Genomic DNA, 15,185 nt, shown 5'->3' with positions numbered 1-15,185 from the left:
TCTCCCGATTAAAAACCGACTGTTCGCAAATAATTGAGGCTTTCCGTCACGTCGCGCAGGCTACCCTGCACCTGACGCGGATCCCGTTCCTGCTCAATGGTGATCCAGCCCTGATAACCGCGCGCCGCCAATAATTCGCGCACGGCTGGATAATCAATTGCACCCTGCCCCAGTGGGCACATCACCCCTTGTGCGCAAGCGGTAAAGAAATCCAGCCCGCGTTTCAGCACCTCATTGAACACCTGCGGGTTAACATCCTTGAAATGCAGGTAATCAATCCGGGAGAAATAGCGTTCGAGCCAGATGACCGGATCCATGCCGGAGTAATACAGGTGCCCGGTGTCCAGGCATAATCCGGCGGTTTGGTGCGGAATTTGGCTGACCAACAGCTCGATCTCATCGGCGAACTCGATGCAGCCACCGGCATGCGGATGGATCACCGGCCTGACGCCATATTCTTGCCAGGCAATCTCGCTGACCGTTTTGATGTGGCCGATCATCCGGTTCCAGTCGTCTGGCGCCAGCCGCGGTGCCTGCGATGACTGCCCGGCGAACCGGGCCCGCTGTGGATTGCCGAAGTCGATTATCACCAGGTAAGGCGGCGAGAAATGGCCTTCGCAAATGGGATGTGCTTTGGGCGCCTGCGACAAATTGCGACAAATGTTATGGGTCAGCGTCAGGATGTGCGCGAAGTTCTGCTCGCTGACCAGATCGTCAAAAATGGTGCCGGCTACCAGCGACAACTGGTGGTGGTGCAACTCTGCGGTCAGGGTTGCGGCCTCGATTGGCAGGTAGCCCCACGGCCCCAGCTCAATGCTGTGATAGCCTGCGGCGTTCGCCTCCTGTAGCACTTGGGCGTAAGGAGGAAGATAAGGATTTTTGGGATCATCCACTCCCCAACTGCAGGGAGCATTGGCGATAGGCAAGGTCATTTTTCATTCCGTTTCGAGGGGAGTGTGGCGCCAGTATCAAACAAATATTTCGACACCATCAATGATGAAACTTTCATTTTTTGATGGAGATCGCGTTAAATTTGATAGTTAAAATGATAGTTTTTTATCAAACACAGACAAGCCGTAACCTGCAAGACATCGACGGCAACTCAGGGGGAACGGCCCACATTGGGGCCGGCGATCAGATATTTTCTTTGGTGATCAGATCAAAACGGTTAATGATCTGCATAAAACCCGGGTGTTCATCGCCGGCGGCGGCGACAAAGGTCTTGATGACCGACGCGGCGAATTCATGAATGCGGTGCGTCAACATCAGATCCAACGTGCCGTCGATCAACGCCATCTCCGCGTTTTCCACCGGGCCATGACAAACCAGCATCACGTCGTGCTGCCTGCCGCTCTCTCGCAACGCGGCGATAATCCCTTCCACGCCGCCGCAGGGCGCGTACAACGCCACCAATTCAGGGTGCTGCGCCAATATGCTCAAGGTGACCTGTCTGGCATTTTCGGCCCGTTCATAGCTGCGTAGCGGCTCCAGCACCCGGTGGCCACTCAGGTGTTCGCGCAGGTAAGAGCGAAAACTGATTTCGCAGGCTTCCTGGCACAGGAAGCGATTATCGCCGATGATAACCCCGATTTCCCCCTGCTTTCGACACATACGCTCTACCGCCCAGGCCGCGGTGCGACCGGCCTGCTGATTATCCAGGCCAACATAACCGGCCCTGCTGTGCACCGACAGATCCGACAGCAGCGTAAACACCTTAACGCCCTGGCGGCTGGCTTCTTCGACCGCATAACGGATCATCGGGTTATCCAGCGCCAGCACCCCCATCACATCCACGCTCTGGCTCAGTTGCGTAATGGCCGCGGCGGTATCGCCTACCGCGCTGATGTCATGAAAAATGAACTGCGGCGGATGAGCCGGATCGCAGTACGGCGCGGCCTGTTCCAGCAGGCTTTCCGCTAACTGCGCATAGAAAGAATGTTCGCGGCGCAGCAGGATAAAGCCCATTTTGAGCCGCACAGGCGACTGCCCGGCCGCCTCAAACAACCGGTGGGACTTTTCGAGGGCAAAACCCAGCTTTTTCGCCGCAGCGATAACTTTGCGCTCCGTTTCCGGCCGTACCGCAGCACGTTGGTTTATTACCCGATCAACCGTGGCGATACCGACATGCGCCTCTCTGGCAATAGCCGCCAGGGTCGTTTTCTTGCCTGCCATACTCTTCCTCATCATGATTTTGATAAAAACTATCATGGTGTCGATGACGGAGGAAACCCGGCCAGGGGTTTTGTGTGATCGGGGGCGTTAATCGCGATTTGAGTCGTTGCAGAGAGCGGTAAAAAGCTCGAAATGAACGTTTTTCGGGCAGGTGAAGCAATTATTGAACTGCTGCTGTTTTCGCCATAACGCATAGTCTGATTTTGTCCCCCGGAGCGAATCATGACATCGACAAAATCCGACGCCATCGAGTATGCGGCACCCAATGCCACCCAGTGGCCGGCGATCCTGAACATAGTGTTCGCCGGTATTGCGGCAGCCCTGCAGGTGGGTAAAGCGACGATTGCATTACCGGAGTTGCAACGCGAGTTCGGCCGCTCTCTGGAATCGTTAAGCTGGGTAATCTCGGCCTTCCCTTTCGTGGGCGTGTTCAGCGGCATCCTCGTCGGCATTTTGGTCCGCCGCTGGGGCGATCGCCGCTTGCTTTGCCTTGGGCTGATGATCATCAGCGCCGCCAGCTTTGTCGGCGCCGGTCTGCATAACTTCAATGGACTTATCGCCACGCGGTTTATTGAGGGCCTGGGTTTCGTCATCGTAGTGGTCGCCGCACCGGCAATTCTCAATCGCGTGGTTCAGCCGCAAAAACGTAATCTGGTGTTTGGCATCTGGAGCACCTTTATGCCGGCGGGCATCGCCCTCTCGATGTTTTTCGGCCCGTTGCTCGGCGGCTGGCAACAGAGCTGGCTGGCGAGCGCCGCTCTGACGCTGTTAGCGGCGTTGTTGCTGCCGCTGACGACCCGCCGGGAGGCTACCGGCTCTGCGGCGACTTTACACATCGGCCTGCGCCAGGCGTTGTCTCGCCTGTTGCGCGCACGACAACCTGGGCTGCTGGCGCTGATATTCACCAGCTACAACCTGCTGTTCTTTGCGGTAATGGCTTTTTTGCCTCTATTTTTGATGCAGCACGTCGGGCTGTCGCTCGCCAACACGGGCAGCATCAGTACCGCGATTATAGCCGTCAATATGATTGGCAATCTCTCCGCCGGTTTACTGCTGTCGCGTGGGATCAGCACCAAAGCGCTGCTCACCGGCACCTTTATCGCCATGGGGCTGACCGGCAGCGGTATCTTCTTCTCGGTAACGCCGATGAACATGCTGATACCGCTGTGTTTTTTGTTTTCCGCCATCAGCGGTATGTTGCCGTCCACCATTCTCGCCGCCACGCCGATGTCGTCACCGGAACCGACCCTCATCCCACTGTGCCTGGGGTTGGTAATGCAAGGCAATTATCTGGGCCAGGTGATCGCCCCCATCGCGATAAGCAGCATCGTCGCCAATGCCGGCTGGTCCGCCCCCGCCGCAATGGTACTGGCCGCCGCCGCGTTGGGCATAGCATTGACATTGCTACTGTCAACCCGGTATTGACCCCCTGACAAGACAGGGTTTTACGGCGCGCCGGATAAGGTAACAATGTCGCAGCGCAGCCAAGGTGCGCTGTGATACTGTGGTTATCTGGATGCCCCTGTTATACGAGAGCGAGTATGGCTGTATCTATTGAAGAAACCGCGGTGACCGATACCGGTTTTGCTGCGCTGGTGACGGCGCTGGACGACTACCAGCAACCGCTTTATCCCGCCGCTTCATGCTATTCGGTGTCGGTTGAGGAAATGACGTCGTCAGAAACCTGCGCCTTTGTCGCAAAAAGCGCGGGCGACTACGCGGGCTGCGGCTGCCTGTACATTTCAGAGGGTAAAATTGCCGAGATCAAACGCATGTACGTTGATCCGCGCTTTCGCGGGCAAGGTATCGCCTACCGGTTGATCGAGGTTATCGAGCAGAAAGCGCAATCGCTGGGTTATGGCGAACTGTATTTGGAAACCGGCGTTAACCAACCCGAGGCGATTAGCCTGTACCGAAAAGCCGGCTACCGACAGACAACGCGCTTTGGCAACTACCCGCCTGATCCGCTGAGCATTTATATGATGAAGCGCCTGAAGGGTCAGGCGTGATGAAAGACATCCGATCTTAGCGGGAGATTCAGCGGCCGGCGTTTAAGCTTATGGATCTCCGCCGTACTTTCCTCGCCCGAACGCAATGTCTGAATAGCGTAATTTTATTTTTATCCGCCGTGTTCAGCATACCCTGGCAAATCACTACAGTTATCTTGATGGATATGGCCAATGGTGCTCCACCCCTGATAATGACAAAGTCCCCGTGGCTATCAGGTAAATCACCAAACCGCCAAAAGCGATCGCAACTATCATCTCAATGAATCTAAGTCGTTTATGCCCAGTCATTCGCCTACCTCTGCGTGTCAGGTGAAAATACGTTCACCTAAAACGTAGATACCCCGCCCCTTCTCATCAAGGCAAACTCACAAAATGAAACACAACCAATAAGATTTATTGATAATTTACACAAAAATCCATGAGCACTCCGGCTTACAAGCTAGAGAACCTCCGCTCACCAACAATCCGCTAACTGTTAAGTCATTGTGATGCTATGGTTTGTTTTTCACTGCTCGTCAATGACGGTAAGCGTTAAGGCTCACCGATAAAATCTATCATCAGAGGGACTGCTATGATGTCTAAAGGTATTTCAAAGGGATTCTTTATTCTGATCCTTTTCATCGTAACCGCCGCTTTTCTGGACGTATTGGGTCCCTACTATTCGTCGGTGCTATGGGCCATCATATTGGCCGTGATTTTCCACCCGTTGAAAAACAAGCTTAAACAATATCTTGGCGACCGCAACGGCCTGGTCTCATTGTTAACATTGCTGGTGATCTGCCTGATTGTGTTCACCCCGTTGGCGATCATCGCATCGTCGCTGGCGCTTGAATTCAACGTTCTCTACGAAAAACTGCAGAACAACAATACCCAGTTGCCTGCGATGCTGGCCGAAGTGATGCAGCATTTACCCGGCTGGGCACGGCATTTTCTGGCGGAGCATAACCTCGACAGCGCCGCGGAAATACAAAAGCAGCTTTCCGACGTGGCGCTCAAGGGCGGGCAATTCCTGGCGGGCAGCGTGTTCTTGATCGGCAAAGGCACATTCAACTTTGCCGTCGGCTTTGGCATCATGCTCTATCTGCTGTTCTTCCTGCTGAAAGACGGCCCCTATCTGGTGACCCTGGCGCTTGAAGCGCTGCCACTGTCCGAGCATGTCAAACACCACCTGTTCGTGAAGTTCGCCGCCGTGTCCCGCGCTACGGTGAAAGGCACCGTGGTGGTGGCAATTGTGCAAGGCGCCCTCGGCGGCCTGGCATTTTACATCACCGGCATCGATGGCAGTTTGCTGTGGGGCGCGCTGATGGCCTTCCTCTCCATCATCCCCGCCGTCGGTTCCGCCATTATCTGGGTGCCGGCAGCCATCTATTTCTTCGCCACCGGCATGCTGTGGCAAGGGGCATTCCTGGTCGGATTCTTCGTGGTGATTATCGGGCTGGTTGACAACATTCTGCGCCCGCTGCTGGTCGGCAAAGACACCAAGATGCCGGATTACCTCATCCTGATTTCCACCTTGGGCGGCATGGAGATTTACGGCATCAATGGTTTCGTTATCGGCCCGTTGATCGCCGCGTTGTTCATCGCCTGCTGGAATATCCTTTCCGGCCGCGACAGCGAGGAGACCACCGATGAGATTGATGAGGCCTTTATCGAAGAAGGCAAGAATCATCCTGATGCCGGTTAAGCGGCGTTGAAGCAGAGATTATGTTAATTCCGGGGGCCTGCGCAGGCCCCCAACGTTTGCCATCGAGTTACGCCGAACACCCTTATGCTATCCTTGAGCCTGCTTTGTAACACTCACAGGGAAAACCGTGTTGAGCCATGCTTATCTTATATGCCACATTAGCCATAATCTTTACTCTGCTGTTTCTGCTGTCTTTCATCTATTGCGCCTACCAAATGTCAAAAGACGGTGACGTCAAATTCAAGGCATCCTTCGCGGTACTCATCTTGTCGTTGCTGGCCTTTTACTGCGCCTATGGTTACGTCAGTACCTACCTGAAACAGCAGGAAGTGGACATAAAACTTTATTAGCCGGCAGTCAGCATCAGAGTAGAAACGCCGTTTAGGGGATAGGGTTAACATCATCGCGCAGCAGCCCCGGAAAGCGGCTGAGAGCGGCTTGATTGTTAATGCAAAAGGGGGGATATTTTCATCCTTATCTCTCGAAAAGGATGTCCCATCAGCGCCGCCTGGATCAAAGCGTGGTTTACCTTCGCCACCGTTTACACCTGCATTGCCCTCAGCAAAGAAATAAGTGAACAATTCTTCGCCTGTGCCCAGTGGCCCAAATTTGTCGGCGCTATCATCATGGTCGCCATTGCTTGGGCTGCACGCGCCAAACTGAAAGAAATGAAATAAGGTCCTTGATCATAAAGAATGGGAGCTCAGAGGCTCCCGCTTTTATTCAAATTGACCCGACCTAATAGCGTTGACACGTTTTCCCCTCTCTTTCAGGTGCTCAGGGGCGGAATTCCAATATAGGATTTTTCAAAGCATCATAAACGGCTGGTGAAGGCGCTTTGGGAAAACGGGCCTTTGTGGCCGCCTTTATTGCGGCACGACAAAGATCAGGGTCACCTTCTTCGGCTCGCACATCTAAAAGCATGCCATCCGGGGCCAGCATAAGTCTTAAAGCGCATCGTTTACCGGCATATGAGCCGACGTCTTGAAAATGGCTTTGAATAGCGGATTGTATTTGCGCGGCATACTGGCGTGCCTCCTCCCCAGGTTGAGGCGCTGTTTTACCTTCGAAGGCGGCAAACATCTCATCGCCCCCCTCATCAGACGGCACAGGTTTAATCGCAGAACTCGTCTTCGCACACCCCGTCACCAACAACGCAGCGATAACAAGCGATAATGCCGGCGCGCAAATCCCAAACCCCAAATGAACTCTATTCATGATTCCCTTCTTTAATAGAATATCCACAGGAAAGAATAATAAACCAACACGGGTAAATTTAAACAGGTTTAGATCAATGTATTGCGGCCCACATTCGGAAAGCGCGCGTCATCAGGTGTTCTAAGCAGAAGAAAAGCCCCGACGGATACCGGGGCTTGAATGACTGCCGGCGACTGTCACTTCACATCGTGGTCACATTCAGATTACTCAGGGTAGAATCAAAACTATTGAGTCGCTCTGATGTTTGAGTTTGGCTGTAAATTAACTTCCCCACCGCTTATTCGTTGGATCCTTCTCTTTATTCTCTTCCAGAGAAAAAGTGCCATTCTGCTGAGCAATTGCCTCACCGGTATCAACAACCGCATTCTGGATAAACACACCATTACTGTCTTTATCGTTCTTTATAAAAGTAAGCTGATGAAATGCGGTTTTACTCCCCCAGTCGGCGGACGGCAAGGAAACAAATCTTATGGTATAAGTCTGTTCTTGAAATCCACCCTGCAGCACATATAACCCATAATGGTCTTCCCCCTGAGAAATGATTTTATAGACGCCGTTATCGTAGTAATAAATTTCAGCATCAGGGAAAGGTTTTTTCTCATACATCTCGCGATAATGTAGCACCTGCTTGTACGTTGGGTTGCCAAAGCGTGTTTCAAGCTTCCCATTCACCGTCTTGGTGGTTGCAGCATCCGTATTCGCTGCACTTACCGAAATTAACGCAACCAGCGTCGTAGCCAACATGGTTTTCATATATTCCTTCCACACTCAATTATCCATCCGGTATTCAAAGATAGCCAAAAGTAATGCCAGGCACAATGAAATAACTAACGAAAACCATATCAAACATAATATTACACAATAAGTTACCTTTAATATCACCTTGTTACCATCAAAGTTGATATCACCTGCACATAAACTCACAGGAGGACCGATAAATACCAATCAAGATGAAAAATGAGCACGCTAATATTTTATCAGAAGCACAATGTCAAGAGCGGTCGTAGTATTGATTATTTTTAGCTTCCTATTAATTATAGTCTGACATAGTTTTCTAACATCACTACAGGTTTTGAATAGAGCTCATGTTATCCAAATTTTCCGTATTCATAAACCTTATCTTTGCCCCCCTCTTTAGCTTCTCCTTACGTTTGTGATAACTTATTCATCGACTAAAAATAGTCGGCAATGATTGCCGATATACCTATGATATCCAGAGTAGGTACAAAGAGATTTTAAGACCACTTTTTGCATTGTATGTTTAAGGATGGAAAATGAAAAAAAATGAGGTTTTTCAGCGTTTTCACTCGGTTGGCAACGGTACCTTCAAAACTGGTTTAATTTTTAATTGTTATGATGAAAATGTGTTCAAGTGGGTATACGACTGTGGTTCTACCAGTTTCTCAACTCTCGATCGTATCCTCAAAAAAATAACCACGCTTTCGTGTTGGCATAATTATATTGATATGCTGGTTCTCTCCCATTTTGATAATGACCACGTTAATGGAGTTGAGGAGCTTCTCAAGCATAACCACATCAAATCTCTGGTCCTACCCTACTCAGAATGGACCCAGAGCGTGCGCGAAATTTCGGTCTTAGGGAAAAAGGGTACTTCTCCGTCCACAGCACTTCTGCAACTCAACCCACTACAATGGTTAGCATCTAGAAATTTTGATGTTCATGTTGATGAGGTTGTACTAATCCAAGGAGGTTCAGATAGACCGCCTACTACTCTTGGTGAAGATAACCCCGACCCAAGGCCAGATGATTTTCAACGAGATGATGACTCCAAGATGCTGGGCGATGACTATTTTACTTTCAATGAGCCCTCTGTACATGGCACCATGAAGATAAAAACCATCAGACATGATCGGCCCATGCAAGCAACTAAAAACGATTTTGAATTTGTCTTTTTCAATGCGGAGAAAGACTTCAGCGAGCTGGGGTTAATAATAAAAAGAGGCAAGCAGTGGCATGCAAAAAAATCGGGCATGCTTCTTTCTGATGTGAAAGCAGATATCCATAATACAATTATGAGTATTAATTTACATAATCCATTATCTGCGATGCCTTTAGACTGGCGCAAGACATTGAAGAAATGCTATGAGAAGCATTTTGGGCATACCAGCCAAGCTAAAAACAACATTTCGCTATGCATGTATGCAGCACCGGTTCAAATGGATACTAGTGAATTTTGGGTGAATAGTAATCTCAATGTATGTCCATCTACCCTTTTTCCAACTTCGCGTCTGGCAACGCTCTGCACCGGGGATATACATCTAACTCCTGAGGTTATTTCAGACCTGAGGAGCCATCTGGGGGCGCAACGCTGGGACAAGATTGGTTTAATTCAGGTGCCTCACCACGGTTCTCAACATTCATGGAAGGTGGGGAATGCTGCATTACTGGCACCAGCTCAATTTTTGCATTGTGCTTCAGGTACTAAGCACCATCCACATCCAATGGTCATAAAGGATTTAAGCGGATCAATTGTGCATACCGCCGATCGCACTCACAGTGTATCAATTAACTATATTTTTTAATGAAAATCACCGGTTACTTCGCTAACCGGCAATCCGGTTAGCTCGGCCCAACAATAAAACACCTTTAAATGTGTACTATACGCTTCTAGCACTTTGCCGACAGTAAGATAATTACATGAAGTATAACAACTAAACATCAATTATTAAAATATAGGTTCACCCTTTCAACCGCCTGCTGCACCAGCTTATTACACTGCGCCATAAAGCGATCAATCCTCTCTCTTCTGCTCTGTGCTCCCTGGTCAGGGAAGCGCGTCCACGGCCTACATTCATTGACTCAGCGCTTACACAGCGCGGAACGTGCATTTTTATGAGTTATTCTATTGCGTTGGTCATATTGGTCAGTCCTTTTTGAAAAAAAATTACTCTAGTATGGTTGCCAACTCCACTATATCAAAATAATCTTCCATACTCATTCCTTTACTATTTATACAAGCTACTAAATTTACCACATCGAAATTGATAACCCTCGCCCCCCCAGCTTCATTCATTAATCTATCCGCAAAATAACCACGGCGATTATTAATCGAAGAGTCTATATCTCCACTTATAAGAATTGAAAAAATATTAAAAAAATACTCATGAATGCTAGATTCAAAAACTTCTATCCTAAGCGGGTTACGTACAGACATGCCAGATCTAGGAATCGGTATGTCAATACCTATTACAGTACAATCCATCGCGAACTTTATGATATTACCATCATCATTAGCCTCTATTAATAACTCGTTGAAATATGTTCTCTTCATTTCACCTGTAAATGAGGAATTAGCATTAGCTACAATATCATACCCATTGCTACTCACGCTATTTAGCGCTAAAAGGTAAGATAAGAAAATAAAATCAACCCTATCCCCTGATGAATTAATCGATGCTTCTAAACGATCCACCCATTGTTTTACAGTTCTTAAATCCATATTGAAAACTTCAGAAACAATTGCTAACCAACAAATTTTTTCTTGAATGTCATTTTTACTTTCTACGGTTAACGTCCAGCATGATTTAGAGTCCCCCAAGTAAACACTTAAAATTTCACTTGTAGAGACCAAACTGGCTATATACTCTGAAAGAGATGATTTTCTTAACGTTACAGATCTATCAAAAAATCTATCTAAATATTTTGTTGAATTGAATCCATTCCCATACACTGCCTTGATAGAATGTTGTAGCTGCCCTTTATCTGTAGCTATCACAAAGACAACCTTATCCATATCGAATATATGCTTTATTGTTTCAAGCATTTCTATTGCATAAGTTGGCCTGCACCTGTCTAATTCATCTATGAAAATAAAAAGGGGTAACTCTTTATCTGATTTATTGACAATTAAATCCAAATATTTTGATGTGGCTTCTTTGAAGTCATCAATGGAGCTATTAGTTTCATCATGAAACTTAATTAATTTCTCAACAGCTTTAGCGCCTACACCAGCAATGGAAGATGCATCATTATTATTAATTGCTTTTGACACCTCATCAATATCTAAGCTCAAATATTTTTTCACAATCCCTTTTGTAAGTTCGGGGGCTATACTTTTTAACAATAGCCAGCTTTTTTTCGTTATTGCGCTATCTTTAAATTTCACATCTATTAATGGCTCTAGATCTTTAGAAATTGCAGATACAACAGACAAAAAAGGATCTTTTGAATGGTCACTTTTCCATGCATCAACAAATACCACAGGATAATTCTTTTTGATCTCTTCAGACCAACGTCTCAAAAACCATGTCTTCCCAGCCCCCCATGAAGCATTTACATTCAAGACATAATTTTTTTCACGGCCTTTAGCAACCAAGAAATCCGTTAAGAATCTAGCATATTTAGCCCGATCCAGATTATCCGCTGGAAATCCATCGCTCTCGCTATGCCATTCAAAAGGCAGTTCTACTAAATTTTTCATTATAACCCCTCTTAATCAAAAATAATTATAAATGAGATTTTAATTTGAATTAAATTATTTCCAATCTATCTAAGACTTACCTTTCGCTAAAACTTTGCCCGCCAACTCAGCAATAGCATTAACGCCATCCAGAGCTCCAGGAATGTTATCGCTGTCCATTTGTATTGTACTGAAGATTAATGAATCAAATTTATCCAACGCTGCATCATTCAGCTCACCTTTTTCATTTTTCATTTTCTTTCTATAATTCATATATTCTTCTATGAATTGGCATAACGCTCCTCTTAAATTTATTTGTACAAGTTGAGTTCTCAACGACTTTACTTCCGAATAAATCACCCTTGCATAATATAATATAAGAAGCTCTATTGCAGTGAACGGAGCTGCCCACGACACCCATTGAACTAAAGTTTTTCCATTCACTAGCTGAGGGAATAATATATGTACCCCTATACTTAATAACGGTAACATTATTGCAATAATCATGGCTAAATGATAGTTTCCTTTTGCCGATTCTAGCTCTTCATCTTTACTTTTCTTTAATTCCTTGAACCCAGAATAAAGACCTACAAAGTTAAACTCAGAATGGTAACTACTTAATCGCTCTCTAACCTCATCTATCCCTTTAACATTATAGTTAATCTCTTCCAAAATATTGCGTAACTCTTCCTCCTTGTCGATTAATAATTTTGAAACCTCTTCTTTTTTTGTGTCAAAATCTTTCTTTATACTTTCCTTTTCTGAAGTTAAAGTTCCAATTAGAACTCCCACATCTTTATTTAACTCATTTCTTATAATATTAGACTGCTCAGTTATATTGGAACCAAGTTGTAATGCCATTTTAAAATCATCGGAGTGTAGTAAGAACTGAGCCAATGAAATCTGCAAAGTATCTCTTATCCACTCGAATTGATACTCCCTTTTACCGTAATTACTTGCTAAGATCGTCAAAACATCACGTCTATTATAAAAAAGACCAGGCGAACCCTCCCAAAAATTAGCTTCTATTATTACCCTTAATAAGTTTGACAAGAACAAAACAGGATCATCCTTTACTTGATCTGCGGAAAATAAAACCCTATCGCCTAGTTTCTTTCTGTTAAAAATTGTGTTTTTGCCAAGGATAACTGCGTCATTTCTAAATTTGGTGTGAAAATCCAACCAGGCGCAATAAATAGCCACCTGAAAAACCTCATCATAACTTAGGTTTGAAATAAATTTCTTATCGTTAAGTTCATTATCCCCCTGTATATTAAATACAGACTCTTTATATTTTATTTCAATAAATGAGTCACACTCATCAATATTTTTCTTAACAAACTCATCAGTATAAGAAGTCACTACGCCACCTAATAGTTTACGTGTCAATTAATAACATTCAAAATAATGTTATTGAATACCAATATTTAAATGTCAAATAAAGAGCATTAATTAGCAGTTCTTCTTTTTCGCCTTTTTCCCAATCATACGATTTTCTCGCATCAATCACATCATGACAACTGGAACATCCAAACACCGCCCAAAAATCATCGCTCTTGTACCCCATGCCATAGGTGATGCTCGGCAAGTGACAAAGCACGGTCGTTTCCGGGTTCCCATTGCAAATTCCGGGGATTTGTAACGTGCAACACTGGCCCCGCGCCGAATCGCGAAGGGTTTTACTTCTGAATGCTGGCGACTTTCGCATATCAGTACTCCATCAGCCGATTAACGGCCTGTTCCATCTCATACTCATCGGCAAAATGCTGCTGTAGCGTCTCGTTCCAGATGACGCCCGCAACACCGCTATAAACCTTGTCGAACTTCTCCTGGCGCATGTTGACGAAGGCGATGCTCCAGCGCTGCTTCAGCGTTCCGCCGTCCGGGTTTGCGGCCAGATCATAGAAGCCGGCTTTAACCATGACGTGGTTGAGATATGCCTCCGTTGTTTTCACGGCTTCGGCGTCAAAAGCGGCGCTGGCGCTGCGCAGCAACACGCTGTAGAACACTGTCGGCAATCAGCTTGGTGATGTTGTCATAAAGCAGAGGATCGCCAGCCTGTACCGCAAGCGTCTTTGCCACTTCATGCGCAATCCACTTCTCCGGATCGCTAACGAACGTCCAATCAGGCATCCAGTACGAGAAGCCGAGCTCCAACAGCTTCCAGAACTTACGGTGGTGCTTGAGGTTCCGGCGGTCGCCGATAAGTCGCATGGCGATAGGAGTGTCCGTAGGCACCCCTTTCATCGTATCCCTGTCGTGATTTGTCGCATACTTGATGCCGCAGCCCTGCAGCAGCCCTGACCTGCTCCCAGTTGATTAGTACACCCCGATGTTAGTAATGTCTTCATAAGCCACATGAGGACATCCCCATGAAGAAGCGTTTTTCCGACCAACAGATCATCAGTATTCTCCGCGAGGCTGAAGCCGGGGTATCCGCCCGTGAATTCTGCCGCAAGCACGCCATTTCCGATGCCACGTTTTACACCTGGCGTAAGAAGTATGGCGGTATGGAGGTGCCTGAGGTTAAGCGCCTGAAGTCGCTTGAGGAAGAGAACACCAGACTCAAGAAGCTGCTTGCCGAAGCCATGCTGGATAAAGAGGCGCTTCAGGTGGCTCTTGGGCGAAAGTACTGACGACAGACCAGAAGCGCGAAGCTGTGGTGTTGATGTGTGATGCGACCGGTCTGTCACAACGTCGTGCCTGCAGACTCACAGGTTTGTCCCTGTCGACCTGCCGCTATGACGCTCAGCGTCCGGCGGCTGATGCGCATTTATCCGGACGCATCACCGAACTGGCACTGGAGCACAGGCGTTTTGGCTACCACCACATCGGGCAGTTACTGCGCCGTGAAGGGCTTCATGTTAATCACAAGCGCGTGTACCGCCTTTATCATCTGAGCGGGCTGGGCGTAAAACGCAGACGACGTCGTAAAGGGCTGGCAACAGAACGTCTGCCGTTGCTCCGCCCCGCGGCGCCCAATCTGACCTGGTCGATGGATTTCGTCATGGACGCACTGGCCACCGGTCGCAGGATCAAGTGCCTTACCTGCGTGGATGACTTCACGAAGGAGTGTCTGACAATTACCATCGCATTCGGGATTTCAGGCGTGCAGGTCACGCGTATTCTGGACAGCATTGCGCTGTTTCGCGGCTATCCGGCTACGATTAAGAACTGATCAGGGGCCGGAGTTTACCTGCAGAGCACTTGACCAGTGGGCTTATGAGCATGGCGTGGAGCTGCGGCTGATCCAGCCCGGCAAGCCGACACAGAACGGATTTATTGAGAGTTTTAACGGCCGTTTTCGCGATGAATGTCTGAATGAACACTGGTTCAGTGACGTCAGTCATACCAGGAAAACCATCAGTGAATGGCGTCAGGATTATAACGAGTGCCGCCCGCACTCCACGCTGAATTATCAGACGCTGTCTGAATTTGCGGCGGGTTGGAGAAAGGGTAATTCTGATAGTGAAGGATCCGACATTGCTAACTGAGCGTTGTATCTAATCCTGGGGGCAGGTCAACCGCGCTAGAGTTATGGGTAATTCTTTTGTCGTTGAACCTTATAGTAGAAGTGATTTCTTGCTTGATTCTAGTTTTGAAAGTAAGCCTTTCAGCAAAGCAAGATGAGAAAACCGACTAGGTTTTGATAATTAATTTTGATAACGTTTTGATAACCGTT

The 15,185-nt window shown here is 47.5% G+C and carries 14 protein-coding genes and 1 pseudogene; 5 read left to right on the top strand and 10 right to left on the bottom strand.

Annotated features, from left to right (window positions below; translation table 11 throughout):
- Positions 1-8 precede the first annotated feature (8 nt).
- Both ACTJJ1_RS03990 and ACTJJ1_RS03985 read right to left on the bottom strand, forming a co-directional pair.
- Positions 9-932 (bottom strand): TIM barrel protein, encoded by a 924-nt coding sequence (locus ACTJJ1_RS03990; protein WP_004943333.1) that lies wholly within the window; start codon positions 930-932, stop codon positions 9-11.
- A 202-nt stretch (positions 933-1,134) separates the two neighbouring features.
- Positions 1,135-2,172, bottom strand: a complete 1,038-nt coding sequence (locus ACTJJ1_RS03985; protein ID WP_004943331.1) for a LacI family DNA-binding transcriptional regulator — start codon at positions 2,170-2,172, stop codon at positions 1,135-1,137.
- A gap of 222 nt (positions 2,173-2,394) precedes the next feature.
- Between ACTJJ1_RS03985 and ACTJJ1_RS03980 the strand changes: the two genes are divergently transcribed.
- From ACTJJ1_RS03980 to ACTJJ1_RS03970, 3 genes are all read left to right on the top strand, one after another.
- Complete coding sequence (locus ACTJJ1_RS03980) at positions 2,395-3,597, top strand: MFS transporter (protein ID WP_440832475.1); 1,203 nt, start codon at positions 2,395-2,397, stop codon at positions 3,595-3,597.
- Between the two features lie 116 nt (positions 3,598-3,713).
- Positions 3,714-4,181: a GNAT family N-acetyltransferase gene (locus ACTJJ1_RS03975; protein ID WP_440832473.1), complete on the top strand. Its 468-nt coding sequence runs from the start codon at positions 3,714-3,716 to the stop codon at positions 4,179-4,181.
- 571 nt (positions 4,182-4,752) lie between these two features.
- Positions 4,753-5,865 carry an AI-2E family transporter gene (locus tag ACTJJ1_RS03970; RefSeq protein ID WP_004943322.1) on the top strand — a complete coding sequence of 371 codons (1,113 nt, stop codon included), beginning with the start codon at positions 4,753-4,755 and terminating at the stop codon, positions 5,863-5,865.
- A gap of 218 nt (positions 5,866-6,083) precedes the next feature.
- Here ACTJJ1_RS03970 and ACTJJ1_RS03965 read toward each other — a convergent pair whose 3' ends face one another.
- The 3 genes from ACTJJ1_RS03965 to ACTJJ1_RS03955 form a co-directional block, all read right to left on the bottom strand.
- Positions 6,084-6,446 (bottom strand): hypothetical protein, encoded by a 363-nt coding sequence (locus ACTJJ1_RS03965; protein ID WP_440832471.1) that lies wholly within the window; start codon positions 6,444-6,446, stop codon positions 6,084-6,086.
- A 196-nt stretch (positions 6,447-6,642) separates the two neighbouring features.
- Positions 6,643-7,083: a cell envelope integrity protein TolA gene (gene tolA, locus ACTJJ1_RS03960; RefSeq protein WP_440832469.1), complete on the bottom strand. Its 441-nt coding sequence runs from the start codon at positions 7,081-7,083 to the stop codon at positions 6,643-6,645.
- 261 nt (positions 7,084-7,344) lie between these two features.
- Positions 7,345-7,836, bottom strand: a complete 492-nt coding sequence (locus tag ACTJJ1_RS03955) for a hypothetical protein (protein WP_440832467.1) — start codon at positions 7,834-7,836, stop codon at positions 7,345-7,347.
- Between the two features lie 521 nt (positions 7,837-8,357).
- Between ACTJJ1_RS03955 and ACTJJ1_RS03950 the strand changes: the two genes are divergently transcribed.
- A complete protein-coding gene (locus ACTJJ1_RS03950; protein ID WP_440832465.1) occupies positions 8,358-9,626 on the top strand; it encodes a hypothetical protein in 1,269 nt (422 codons plus the stop codon).
- Between the two features lie 362 nt (positions 9,627-9,988).
- Here ACTJJ1_RS03950 and ACTJJ1_RS03945 read toward each other — a convergent pair whose 3' ends face one another.
- The 5 genes from ACTJJ1_RS03945 to ACTJJ1_RS03925 form a co-directional block, all read right to left on the bottom strand.
- On the bottom strand, positions 9,989-11,524 hold the full coding sequence (locus tag ACTJJ1_RS03945) for a KAP family P-loop NTPase fold protein (RefSeq protein WP_440832463.1): 1,536 nt from the start codon (positions 11,522-11,524) through the stop codon (positions 9,989-9,991).
- A gap of 69 nt (positions 11,525-11,593) precedes the next feature.
- Positions 11,594-12,865, bottom strand: coding sequence for a hypothetical protein (locus ACTJJ1_RS03940; RefSeq protein WP_440832461.1), 1,272 nt, complete (start codon positions 12,863-12,865; stop codon positions 11,594-11,596).
- A gap of 37 nt (positions 12,866-12,902) precedes the next feature.
- Positions 12,903-13,211, bottom strand: a complete 309-nt coding sequence (locus ACTJJ1_RS03935) for a DUF1364 domain-containing protein (RefSeq protein WP_440832459.1) — start codon at positions 13,209-13,211, stop codon at positions 12,903-12,905.
- 1 nt (position 13,212) lies between these two features.
- The gene (locus ACTJJ1_RS03930) at positions 13,213-13,512 is read right to left on the bottom strand and encodes a DUF1367 family protein (protein ID WP_440832457.1); all 300 of its coding nucleotides are present in this window, start codon (positions 13,510-13,512) and stop codon (positions 13,213-13,215) included.
- On the bottom strand, positions 13,469-13,750 hold the full coding sequence (locus tag ACTJJ1_RS03925; RefSeq protein ID WP_440832455.1) for a DUF1367 family protein: 282 nt from the start codon (positions 13,748-13,750) through the stop codon (positions 13,469-13,471). Before ACTJJ1_RS03925 ends, ACTJJ1_RS03930 begins: the two co-directional genes overlap by 44 nt.
- A gap of 125 nt (positions 13,751-13,875) precedes the next feature.
- On the opposite strand from ACTJJ1_RS03925, the pseudogene ACTJJ1_RS03920 reads away from it, so the two are divergent.
- Positions 13,876-14,997: pseudogene (locus tag ACTJJ1_RS03920) on the top strand (IS3 family transposase).
- Positions 14,998-15,185 lie beyond the last annotated feature (188 nt).

It is taken from the genome of Serratia sp. 22264 (assembly GCF_052045345.1).
Taxonomy (GTDB): domain Bacteria; phylum Pseudomonadota; class Gammaproteobacteria; order Enterobacterales; family Enterobacteriaceae; genus Serratia; species Serratia plymuthica.
The sequence above is the reverse complement of the archived record's forward strand: the minus strand, read 5'-3'. Positions and strand labels throughout refer to the sequence as shown.